This is a genomic window from Mycobacterium gastri (assembly GCF_002102175.1).
Taxonomy (GTDB): domain Bacteria; phylum Actinomycetota; class Actinomycetes; order Mycobacteriales; family Mycobacteriaceae; genus Mycobacterium; species Mycobacterium gastri.
The window spans coordinates 1-11,879 of sequence record NZ_LQOX01000094.1; the positions used below are offsets into that span (position 1 = coordinate 1).

6 protein-coding genes and 3 pseudogenes are annotated in these 11,879 nt (G+C 70.5%); 6 read left to right on the plus strand and 3 right to left on the minus strand.

Going from position 1 to position 11,879, the window contains the following annotated elements:
- The 4 genes and pseudogenes from AWC07_RS28610 to AWC07_RS29315 form a co-directional block, all read left to right on the plus strand.
- A pseudogene (locus tag AWC07_RS28610) lies at window positions 1-2,488 on the plus strand (PE family protein); the annotation flags it as partial.
- The gene (locus AWC07_RS09600; protein ID WP_051508179.1) at window positions 2,488-2,700 is read left to right on the plus strand and encodes a hypothetical protein; all 213 of its coding nucleotides are present in this window, start codon (window positions 2,488-2,490) and stop codon (window positions 2,698-2,700) included. The pseudogene AWC07_RS28610 and the gene AWC07_RS09600, both read left to right, overlap by 1 nt.
- A 46-nt stretch (window positions 2,701-2,746) precedes the next feature.
- Window positions 2,747-3,181 (plus strand): cupin domain-containing protein, encoded by a 435-nt coding sequence (locus AWC07_RS09605; protein WP_036417540.1) that lies wholly within the window; start codon window positions 2,747-2,749, stop codon window positions 3,179-3,181.
- Between the two features lie 67 nt (window positions 3,182-3,248).
- Window positions 3,249-5,003, plus strand: a complete 1,755-nt coding sequence (locus AWC07_RS29315) for a PE family protein (RefSeq protein WP_084293683.1) — start codon at window positions 3,249-3,251, stop codon at window positions 5,001-5,003.
- 13 nt (window positions 5,004-5,016) lie between these two features.
- Here AWC07_RS29315 and AWC07_RS29320 read toward each other — a convergent pair whose 3' ends face one another.
- Window positions 5,017-5,823 carry a hypothetical protein gene (locus AWC07_RS29320; protein WP_051508175.1) on the minus strand — a complete coding sequence of 269 codons (807 nt, stop codon included), beginning with the start codon at window positions 5,821-5,823 and terminating at the stop codon, window positions 5,017-5,019.
- Between the two features lie 1,209 nt (window positions 5,824-7,032).
- Between AWC07_RS29320 and AWC07_RS09625 the strand changes: the two genes are divergently transcribed.
- The gene (locus AWC07_RS09625; RefSeq protein WP_085105049.1) at window positions 7,033-8,850 is read left to right on the plus strand and encodes a PE family protein; all 1,818 of its coding nucleotides are present in this window, start codon (window positions 7,033-7,035) and stop codon (window positions 8,848-8,850) included.
- Here the strand turns inward: AWC07_RS09625 and AWC07_RS29325 are convergent.
- Together AWC07_RS29325 and AWC07_RS09630 are read right to left on the minus strand one after the other, a co-directional pair.
- Complete coding sequence (locus AWC07_RS29325; protein ID WP_279628866.1) at window positions 8,847-8,969, minus strand: hypothetical protein; 123 nt, start codon at window positions 8,967-8,969, stop codon at window positions 8,847-8,849. The genes AWC07_RS09625 and AWC07_RS29325 overlap by 4 nt on opposite strands.
- Window positions 8,970-9,096: 127 nt before the next feature.
- Window positions 9,097-10,608 (minus strand): annotated as a pseudogene (locus tag AWC07_RS09630) (IS1634 family transposase).
- A 111-nt stretch (window positions 10,609-10,719) separates the two neighbouring features.
- On the opposite strand from AWC07_RS09630, the pseudogene AWC07_RS09635 reads away from it, so the two are divergent.
- A pseudogene (locus AWC07_RS09635) lies at window positions 10,720-11,540 on the plus strand (IS1380 family transposase); the annotation flags it as partial.
- Window positions 11,541-11,879 lie beyond the last annotated feature (339 nt).

Consider the following 11,879-nt stretch of genomic DNA (forward strand, 5'->3'; position numbering starts at 1 on the left):
GGGCGCTGGGGGTGCCGGGGGTCACGCGATGCTGATTGGAAGCGGCGGGGTCGGTGGCGTGGGAGGAGCCGGCGGCCACGGACTAATCGGGTCGGTGGGCAGCGCGGGCGCGGCAGGGGTGAACGGCGCCGACGGCGGAACCGGCAACGCCGGCGGGACCGGTGCTGCGGGCGGCATCGGTGGTCACGGTGGCCCCGGGGGGCGAGGCGGCTGGTTGTACGGAAACGGCGGTGCGGGAGGCGCCGGCGGAGCGGGTGGCGCCGGAGGTGCCGGCGGCGCGGGCGGCGTGGGAGGGGTCGGGGGTACCGGCAATCCGACGGCGGGTTCGGGCGGTCCTGGTGGCGCCGGTGGCGACGCGGGTGCCGGCGGTGCTGGTGGGGACGGCGGAGCTGGCGGAGTAGGCGGCGTCTTCGGCCAGGCGGGAGCCTTGGGTGCCGGTGGTTCCGGCGGGATCGGCGGCAACGCCGGGTCACCTGGAGACGGTGGCGCCGGCGGCACCGGGGCTCTCGGTCAGCTTGCCGGAGCCGGGGGTACGGGTGGAACCGGGGGTGACCCCGGCGCTGCCGGCATCGGCGGTCAGGGCGGAGCTGGTCTGGTCCCCGGAAGCGTCGGCGCCGCAGGTGCGTCGGTCACCAGTGGCGGTAACGGGGGCCCGGGGGGAGCCGGTGCCGACGCCGCGGCAGGAAGTCAGCTCAACGGCGGCCTCGGCGGCCGAGGGGGCGACGGTGGAGCTGTCGGCAACGGTGGCACCGGCGGGGCCGGCGGGGCCGGTGCGGCGGGTGCCGCCGGTGTCGGCGGATCGACGGCCGGCCAGTCAGGCACCGATGGCGGCCGAGGCGCCGACGGCGGAGCGGGCGGGGCCGGCGGCAGCGGCGGGCGCCTCGCCGGTGACGGCGGCAACGGTGGGACCGGTGGAGCGGGCGGAGCGGGCGGCACCGGGGGCGACGGTACTATCGGCGCCTCCGGACAGGCGCTCGTCGACAACGGTGCCGGCGGGAACGGCGGCTCGGGCGGAAACGGTGGGGCCGCCGGCGCTGGTGGCAGCGGAGGGGCTGGTGGCACCGCGTCGGCGGCCTCGGGCCACAACGGCAATGAGGGCGCGGGCGGCGCAGGCGGAACGGGCGGTCACGGGGGCGCTGCCGGTGACGGCGGCGCCGGTGCGCACGGTCAGCAAGGTGTCAACAAGGGCGCCGGGGGCGCCGGCGGGCATGGGGGCGATCCGGGCACGGGTGGCGCCGGCGGTCACGGTGGCAGCGGATCGGTTCCGGGTGCGGTCGGCGCCGCTGGAGGTTCGTTCACCAGCGGCGGCGACGGCGGTCGGGGCGGCGCCGGCGCTGATGGCACAGGAGCCGCACTCAAGAGCGGAATCGGTGGCCGGGGTGGTGACGGCGGAGCCTTCGGCAATGGCGGGGCCGGGGGCATCGGTGGAACCGGATCAACCGGTGCCGCCGGTATGAGTGGCTCGGCTCCCGGGCAGTCGGGTACCGATGGCGGAACAGGCGGGGCGGGCGGCCCCGGTGGGGCCGGCGGTCGCGGTGGACAGCTCGGTGGCAACGGCGGAGCCGGTGGTGATGGTGGGGCGGGTGGTGGCGGCGGATCCGGCGGAAACGGTGTCGATGGTGCGTCGGGTCAGGCCCCGGTCAATTACGGCGCCGGCGGGGACGGCGGATCCGGTGGTAAGGGTGGCGCCGGCGGAATCGGAGGCAACGCCGGGACCGGCGGTGCCGCGCTCGCCGTTACGGGTCAGGCAGGCAAAGGGGGCGCGGGCGGCGATGGCGGCGCCGGAGGCCACGGCGGGGCCGCCGGAAATGGCGGCCACGGCGCCGAAGGGCAAACAGGCGTGAACAATGGCGCCGGAGGCGCGGGCGGCCACGGGGGCGACCCGGGGGCCGGCGGCACCGGCGGCAACGGCGGCAACGGGCTGGTGAAAGGTGCGGCCGGCGTATCAGGGGCGTCGTCCACCAGCGGCGGCAACGGCGGAAACGGCGGCAACGGCGCCAATGCGACCGGTGCTGGCAACAGCGGCGGCGCTGGCGGAAGAGGCGGTGACGGCGGGCGGGTCGGCAACGGCGGCCCGGGCGGCAACGGCGGCTTCGGCACGGCCGGCACTAGCAACATTGTCACCGGTGCGGCCACCATGGGCGGCGCAGGCGGTTCCGGCGGCAACGGCGGCGATGGTGGCATCGACAGTGGAAACGGCGGAGATGGGGGAACCGGCGGCAACGGCGGTGCGGGCGGCACCACCCACGTGGTCAATCAAGCCGGCGCTGACGGCGGTCCCGGCGGAACCGGCGGCAGCGGGGGAAACGGTGTCAGCGGCGGCACTGGCGGCCACGGCGGCAACGGCGGCCGCGGCGGAACAAGCGCCCACGCTTTAGGGGAACTGGGCCAACTTGGTGGACCCGGACAACCCCCGGTCAGCGGTCAAGGTGGTGCCGGCGGGACGTCAGGGGCGGGTGGTGCGGGAGCGCCCGCGAAGAAGGGCTGATGAACCTGAATGACGGAAACATCGCCTCCGATGACGCCGGCAATGTCGGCGACGGCGGCACGGGCGGTACGGGCGGTGCGGGTGCCGGCACCGGTGGTAAGGGCGGCGTAAGCGATCTCGGTGGCGGCGGGATACACGGCGCCGGCACCCCCCGGCAGCAATTCTGGCGGCAAAGCCGGCAACCCCGGTCAGGACGGTACCCGGGCGTCTAGCGATCTCGGTCGCTATATAACGAACACTTGAGTAGGTAGAGGGGCCATGCTGAAAGACAGCTTTCTGACCGACCTGCCAATGGCTGGCAAGATCGTATCCATCAATTTCGAAGCCTGGCACGATTGGTTGAAACTCGAATTCGCTGAACACGCTTACGACGGCCGCGTCGGATCCCGACTCCTCAGCCAAGATAGCCGAGTCCGCGTGTGGGAGATCCGACTCGCTCCCGGCGACCGATGGCATGTCCATCGGCACGTTCTGGACTACTTCTGGACCGCCATCACCGCAGACACTAGCCGCCAACACACCCACGACGGCACCGTGCGAGAGGTGACGTATCAGCAGGGAGAGACACGCCACTTCCACTTCAACGCAGGGGAATATCTGCTGCACGACATTGAGAACACCGGCCCGAGCGAACTGGTGTTCACCACAGTCGAACATCTCAACAGCACCAATAAACCTTTGGACATCGACTAAAGCAGGCGAGATTGGTCCAACGGACCGCGGTCGACCTAATGGTGAAGCATCTTGGGAGGTTGCTGTCATGAATTATGTGATCACTACACCAGAATTAGTTGCAACCATGGCAACGCATTTGGCGAGTGTCAGTTCGCGGCTCGGAGCCGTCCACGCGATCGCAATTGGTCAAACTACTATGATCGCAGCGGCGGCCCAAGATGAAATTTCAACTCAGATCGCCGCTTTGTTTTCCGGCTACGCCCAGCATTATTTCAGCATCAGCAAACAAGCCGCGGCCTTCCATGACCAGTTCGTGGCGACCCTCAACGCCAATGCGCGCTCATATGCCGCCGCCGAGGCGGCGAATTTGTCGCAGTTACAGCAGGCGCTTGACGCGGTCAATGCACCGTTTGCGACCCTGACCGGGCGTCCGCTAGTGGGCAACGGCGCCGACGCGACGACCCCGGGGGGCAGGGGTGGTGACGGCGGCTGGCTGATCGGCAACGGCGGGGCGGGCGCAGCCGGGCGCGTCGGGCAGATCGGCGGTCGCGGCGGAGACGCTGGGTTGTTTGGCAACGGTGGTCCCGGCGGGGCGGGTGGAATCGGTCAGCCCGGTGGAGCAGGCGGCAACGCCTTGCTCTTCGGCGCCGGCGGGGCTGGCGGGCACGGCGGGGCTGGCATCCCCGGAACTGACGGGCTCAACCCCACTGAAAATGTCACTGGCCCGGGCGCCCAGTCGGGCAGCGACGCTTCGCAACCCGGTGACGGTGGCCAGCCCGGCCAAAACGGCACCACTGCGGGACAAACCGGTGGCGCTGGAGGCGCCGGTGCCGCCGGAACCGAAGGTAGCTCTACGGGGCACACCGGCGGCGGAGGAGGTGGAGCGGGCGGGTCAGGCGCCCCCGGTGCGCCCGGCGCAGCAGGCGGGAACGGCGGGGACGCTTCTAATTTCAACGGCGGCGCCGGGGGCGGCGGCGGTGCTGGCGGCGCCGGTGGAAGCGGTGCACCCGGCGGACCCGGCGGTGCCGGCGGCGCGGGTACCGCCGGCACTTCCGGCGGAGGGGGCGGAGGAGGCGGAGGCGACGAAGGGTCCGGCGGGAACGGCGGCGCGGGGGGTGCCCCCGGTGCAGCCGGTAGTGGAGTAAACCCCGGCGCCGGAGGCTCTTCTCAGGGCATCGGCGGATCCGGCGGTGGCGTCGGCGGTGGAGCGGGAGGCAACGGTTCGAACCAGGCCGGCGGGGGCGGTGGTGGTGGGGCCGGGGGCCCCGGCGGGACGGGCGCGCCCGGCGGTCGAGGTGGAGCTGGCGGGTCCGGCTACCTAATCGGAGCGTCCGGCGGGACCGGAGGTACAGGAGGCACCGGCGGGGCCGGCGTCTCAGGCAGCGCCGGTTCTAGCGGCGGCGCCGGTGGCGTAGGTGGTCACGGCGGGTGGCTATTCGGCGATGGCGGTGCAGGCGGAACCGGTGGAACGGGCGGAAATGGCGGGAACGGCGCTTCCGGTGCTGCGGGCGGCGTGGGTGGTCTAGGCGGCGCCGGCGTCAACGGTGCCAGTGCCGGGGACGGCGGAGACGGCGGAGACGGCGGAGCGGGCGGGGAGGGCGGACGCGGCGGAGACGGTGGCCGCGGCGGAGACGGCGGCGGGTCCGGACTGTTCGGTCGTGTCGGATTCACTGGGTCTGGCGGCGCCGGCGGCGCCGGTGGGGCCGGCGGCACCGGCGGAAACGGTGGCGTCCCCGGCGCTGGCGGCGGCGCCGGAGGGCAGGCCGCCGACGGCATAGCCGGAACGCCCGGGGCAGTTGGAACCCATGGGGCAGCAGGCGCCCCTGGCAGGCCTGGCTGACAACGGATCGATGTCAGGGTGTGCCGTGTTTGCCCGGCGCCCCAGCTTTACCACCAGGACCGGTCGAGCCGCCAGCGCCGCCCACTCCACCGAAGCGGCTGCCCGAAAAGGAGTCGGCATCACCGCCGTCGCCTTCGTCACCACCGGTCGTCCCGGGTCCCGTGGCGTTCCCGCCATCACCGCTGGCACCGCCGACAGCGCTGCCGAAGGTCGGTCTGGCGTCGCCCCCGTTGCCGCCGTCACCGCCATTGCCGACCGCACCGCCGTCACCACCACGCCCACCGCTACCGCCGTGGGCCGTTCCATTCATCAGGTCGGCGGCAAACCCGTCACCGCCAGTGCCACCGTCGCCGCCGGAAATGACTGCGGCACCAGGTGATCCGTCGTGCCCGGGGTTGTCGCCGCTTCCTCCCGTTCCGGCCCTGCCGCCGGCGCCGCCGTCACTGGGGCTGCCGGGATCACCGCCGCTGCCTGCGGCGCCACCGTCGGGGTGACCCTCATCGCCGTGTCCGCCGTTGCCCCCGTGACCTGGCGTCCCCGCGTCACCACCGCCACCACCGGTTCCGCCAGTGCCGTTGGTGCCGAACGTTCCGGCGTTGCCGCCGTCGCCACCAATACCGCCGAGCCCGCCGTTTCCGCCGTGGCCGCCGTTGGTGCCGGTGCCGCCGGCCGTAGTCGCGGCCGCGCCATCGATACCGGCACCGCCGGTTCCACCCCGACCACCGTCGCCGCCGGGGCCGCCGTTGCCCGATGCCGCCAGCGCCGTGCCACCATGCCCGCCGGCTCCGCCAGCACCGCCGTTGCTCAGGCTGCCGATCACCCCGACTCGATCGCCGTAAACATCGGTGACGTAGACAGTGCCGCTGGGACTGGCGGCGACAGACCGTGGCCATCGGGTCGAAGCGCCAGACCCGCGTCACCCCGCCCCAGCCGCGGATCAGGCGGCCAGACCGGCGACCAGATGCGACTGATCTTTCGGAGGTACAACGCGGCGTTGTGGCGATACAACATCGCGGCGTCTACCGAATGCACTATCGGCTGGTAAAGCATCGAGGACATGGACCGCCCAATCGCGGACAAGAACGTGGCGACGTTTTCTCATCAACTGCATCTTCGAACCGGCTGATGCGCGCCATCGGTGGGCAGCCCAATACGGGCCCGACCGGCGGCGCCGGTGGAGAGGGTGGCACGGGCGGTGCGGGCGGACCCGCATTCTTTTCCGCCTTTGCTGTACAACAGCCCGTTGAAGCAATGGCTTGGTTGCCGGCGGGCCTCGCGCCCGGCTCTGATCGGTCAGTGCAGACCTGATTGTCACTGCCGAAAGCTTCTGGGGGACAACCTATGTCGTACGTGATCGTGTCGCCTGAGACGCTGAGCGCCGCAGCCTCCGGCCTGAAAGCGGTGGACGCGGCGGCCATGGAGGCTCGGGCGGCAATGGCGGAGACTGCGGTAACGGCGGCAACGCCAGCACGGCATTCGGTTGCGCCGTCGGTGGTGACGGCGGTGACGGTGGCGACGCGACGAGTCCCGCCGCCAGCGGCGGTGACGGCAGCAACGGCGTTGACGCCACAGCGTTTTCGGGCAGCCGCTACGGCGGATCCGCCGGTGCCGGGGGCGCAGCGGGCTTGGGCGGCACACCCGGCAAAGCTGGGCACCCCGGCAAACCCGGCACCGACTAATTTCCCGGTCAACGCAGACCTGTATTCAGCATCATGCGTTTCACGAACAAGCCGATCGCCAGGCACACCGAGAACGGGGCGTTGATCATGACCGTCCGGCACAGGGCGTTCCCCAATTCGGGGATGCTTCTCCTGCTGAGGCCATATCGGCGAGTGCCCGGTTTCTCGTTGCACCCGGATTTTACCCGCAAATCTCTTGAGCTAGCGCTGACGGATTTTGGGCAACGCGTCCGCAGCATGAGCGGGGCGCACGACGCGCACCAAGATGCGAAACCGAGCACGCCGACGGTCGAGCGTCCGGCCTACACACGACGCGCCGGAATCCTAGACAAGTGGTGGGGAGCAAAAGGATGTCCTTTGTTTCGGTAATGCCGGACGTACTAGCTCTGGCGGCAAGTGATTTGGTCGGTATTGGCTCGTCGGTCAGTGCCGCCAACGCGGTCGCGGCAAGCCGCACGACCTCGCTGATGGCTGCCGGCGGAGACGAGGTGTCCGCGGCTATCGCGGCGTTGTTCTCCCGTCAAGGCGTGCAGTATCAGGCCCTTGCCGCACAAGCGGCGGACTTTCACCAGCGCTTCGTGCAAGCGCTCGGCAACGCGGCGAACTCCTATCTGGCCGGCGAGGCCGCTAACCTGCCCACGCTGCAATCGGTGGAGCTGAGCCTGCTCGCGGCGATCAATGCGCCGACCGAAGCGCTGCTGGGCCGGCCACTGATCGGCAACGGTACCGACGGGTCTGCAGGCCAAGCCGGAGGGAATGGTGGACTGCTGTTCGGCAACGGCGGCAACGGCGGAGCCGGAGTGGCCGAAGGCGCTGGCGGCGCCGGCGGTGCGGCGGGATTGATCGGTAACGGCGGTAACGGTGGAGCCGGCGGCGCCGGAGCGGCCGGAGGAAACGGTGGCCGCGGTGGATGGCTGTACGGCAGCGGCGGCAACGGCGGAGCTGGCGGGGTTGCCACTGTGCCCGGGGGCAACGGTGGGGCGGGCGGCAACGGCGGAGCGGGCGGATTGCTGTATGGCAACGGCGGAGCCGGGGGAATCGGCGGGGCGGGCGCTCGCGGCTCCGACGGCGCCAACGCCACCCCGATGATCGCGACCAGCCGTGCCGTTGACGGCGACTCCGGAATCTTGGGCGAGCCCAAGGGAGGCGCAGGTTCTGCCGGCGCCCCCGGGTCGTCGGCCACGGAGTCCGGTGGCAACGGCGGCGTCGGTGGATTTGGTATCGCGACCGTCAACAGTGCCACTGGCATAGGAGGTAGCGGTGGCGCCGGCGGTGACGGTGGCACCACCGCAAGCGCGGGAACGGGTGGTGGCAACGGTGGCCCTGGCGGCAATGGTCTCGGCGGCCCGGCCTACGCCGCCGGTGAAGTCGGTGGTAGAGGCCAGGGCGGGACCGGCGGCACCGGCGGCACCGGCGGCGTGGGCGCGACGGGCGGAGCAGGCGGGCAGGGGGGTGTCGGCTTCGGTTACGCCTCGGTCAATGCCGATGCGGGCCCCGGCTTCGGCGGGGCCGGCGGCGTCGGTGGAACCGGGGGAATCGCTGGTGGTGCCGGTGGCACGGGCGGCGCCGGTGGGTGGGGCGTTGCCGACACCAGCACCACAGGTAGTGGCTCAGTTGGATTGGGCGGCACTGGCGGCCGCGGCGGTACCGGCGGGACCGGGGCCGGCGGCGGAGATGGTGGCCACGGCGGCGCCGGAGGCGCCGGTGGGCGCGCTGGCTTGCTGTATGGCGTTGGTGGTGACGGCGGCCAGGGCGGGATCGGCGGCCTCGGCGGCAACGGCGATGTCGGTGGGTTGGGCGGTGACGGTGGTTCCGGCGGCAGGGGCTTCCACTACCTCGGGTCCGGTGGCTGGGGAATCGGCGGTGACGGCGGGCAGGGTGGGGATGGTGGCGTCGGCGGCGCAGCCGGTAACGGCGGTGACGGCGGCAGCGGAGGCAATGCCGGGGCGGGCGGGTTGTTCGGCGGTCCTGGCCACCCCGGCGTCGGCGGGACCGGATCGAGCGCCGGGACGCCCGGCGCCGGAGGCGGCTACGGCAACGGTGGACAGGCCGGCTCGAGCTTTGGCGACGTACACCTCGACGGCGACCCCGGCACCCACGGCAACCTTGGCGCGACGGGCGCCGCCGGAATCGACGGCGACGACGGTGCGGCCGGCCGACCGGGCTAGTGCCGTGGGTCGCGATTCGCGGTCGGGTTGCAGGACACCACCGTGACCTGGCCGTCGACCGCGGCGTCAGTGATCGTCACAGCGAGCTCGACGGTGCGCACGATCGTGTCGGCAACCACAGCAGCAGGAGACGACGTAGGGTCAGACACAGGGCTCCCCGGGTAGCAGGAATGCGGCGTCGACACCTGTATCCTCTGCCGTCCGGGGCCCGTTTCAGCTCACCGACACGACCCGATCAAATCGGACTTAGTGCGCACCGTCGGCGCGGATTTTGATGAGGGCGGCGCGCAGGTCGTCGGTTAGCGGGTCGGCGGCAGTGAGGGTCTGATTGCCGGCTCTGATTTTCACGGTTCGGTAACGGCGGGCGGTTCGCACGAATTTCTTGATGCTCCAACCCGTTTGGTGCTCGATATAGTGGCTGACGGCCATCGCGGCGACCACGATGCTCAAGTGGGCTTCGATGGAATCGCGCAGGTGGTGGTAGATCGGTCGGGCTTGCAGGTCGTGCTTGGACATCCGGAACGCCTTCTCGATGTGCCACAGCTGGTGGTAGGCATCGATCACGAACGCTTGGGACGCGGTGGTGAGGTTGGTGGTGTAGCCCTTCCATCCCGCCAGGGCGCGGGTCTTGGCCTCCAGCGTGCGGTTGACGCTTTTGGTGGCCCCGGACAGCTGGATGTAGCGGTTGCGTTTGACCGGGGCGTGCCCTTCGGCGGCACGCTGGGCCTTGCGGACTTGTTCGTCGATGCCGCGCAGCGTGCGCCGCGCCCGGTCGTGACGGAACTGGTAGTAGATGACCCGGTCGGGGATGCCGCGAGCCTTCTCACTACTGGTGGCTGGCGAGGGTTGGGTCAGCACCAAGCCGTCGGGGACCGCCTCATTGGGGTGCTTGTCGCGCCATTCGCGCACCACATCGGGCAGAAACGGAATCCGGGTGCCCAGGATGAACGACAGTGCGGCAGCGTTGAGGGCTACCTGGTTGGCCTCGGAGATCATGCCGGCATCGGCGACCACGGTGACATCGGTGAGCTGGTGGGCGGTCTTGAAGGCGTTGATGACCGGCAAGCATGGTCGCGGTCTCGGCCTTGTTGCCTTCGAACGCCTGCACGGTCAGCGGGAATCCCGACGCGTCAGTCAACAGCCCCAGGGTGATCTCCGGTTCAAGCCTGCGTTCCTTGGAGAAGCCGGGTTCGCGGAAGCCGTCCCCGGCGTCGGTCTCGAAGTACAGCTTCGAGACGTCGAAGAGCACCAGGCTGGCTGGCCCCAACCCGTCGCGACGGGCACTGGCGCTGGCCAACGCCTGGTGCCACCACGGTTGGGCATAGCTGGGCAGGCGCCGCTTGAGGGTGGCATACGAGGCTGGTTCGACCCCGACTTCGCTCAACACCCGTTCGGCGTCGACCTTGCTGGTGGGTTCGATGATCCGCGCCAGCACCAGATCACGAAACACGTTGTCGCCCTTGGCGGTGACTCAAATCCCAGGATCCGGTAGGCCGCACATAGTCCGTCCCACAGATGCGTCATCTGCGAGGACATGATCGGCAGCGGCTCAGATCCCGCCGGCGCGGTCACGCCAAGATCGAGCACAGCCTGGTTGGCTGCCAACCGCTCGGCAGCGGCCGCCTTCAGCGCCGCCAGCTCGGCTTCATCATGGGCCGAGCCCAGGTGCTCGATCGATCGTGACCCTCGCCGCGAGGACCACACGACCTGCACCGCGGTCGCCCCGGAGGCTGTCTTCACAGTGCGCACGTAGGCCACCAGAGCAGCCTACGGTCCCGATTAGTGCGCAAATTCCAGGCGAGCAAACAGAGAATATCCAGGTCAAACCGCTGCGACTACCATCAACCCGGAATCTTGAGCCAAGTCAGGTCCAACACCGCCGCTGACCACGTCACCGTCCTGGCGCAGGCGCTGGCGTCCCTGCCGGCGCGATGGCGGCCCGACCCCGATCATCGCGACGACCCCGATAAGCCGACAGTGCTGGTGCGCTGCGACACCGCCGGAGCCACCCACGACTTCGCCACGGCCTGCCGCAGCGCCGGGGTGGGTTTCTCCTTCGGGTACCCCGTCGATCAGCGGGTGCAGGACGCCGTGGACACCCTCAACATCGGGCAGTGCTGGTATCCGGCGATCGACACCGACGGCGGCATCCGCGACGGCGCCTGGTTGCCGAGGCCACCGACCTGGTCAACCTGTCATCGTGGCCTGCCCGAACCCGACTGATCCTGCGCAAGGAGAGGCCTCATCCGGGTGCGCAGTTGCGGTTCACCGACGCCGACGGGATGCGGGTCACCGCGTTCATCACCGACACACCGCCCGGTGTGGTCGCTGGCCAGGTGGCAGGTCTGGAACTACGGCACCGCCAGCACGCCCGCATCGAGGACCGCATCCGCGAACTCAAAGCCGCCGGCCTGCGCAACCTGCCGTGTCACGCGTTCGACGCCAACGCCGCTTGGCTGGAGATCGTCCTGGCCGCAGCCGATCTGGTCACCTGGGCACGGCTCATCGGCTTCACCGGCCACCCCAGCCTGACCCACGCCGAGATCGCCACTTTCCGCTACCGAGTCCTGCACGTCGCCGCCCGCATCACCCGCGGCGCCCGCCGAACCCGATTACGCATCGACGCCACCTGGCGATGGGCCGCAGCCATCGCTACCGCATGGCAACGTATCCGCACCGCCTTCGGTTGACCGACAGCCCAACTGACCGACCGAGCACGAAAGACCCACTGGCCCTGGGAAAGCCCGCCAACCCGGCGACACGGGGCAACCCCAGCACGTCCTGAACCACAGAACCCCGATCACGACGCATCCCATCGCCGAGGTTCGACCGACATCACCCTCGACGAAAAATCGAGGCGAACTCCGGGTGGACTCAGGATCGGGGACTCGCCAAGACCATGAGGCACGGCCGAGTCTTTCTTTGAGGTACGACAAGTGAATTCAAAACCAGCTAGACGGTATGGGGAGGCTGGGGCCTCACTGCATGTGATCGTGGGTTGCCGTCAGGAATTGGGTCCTGGCCGGTAG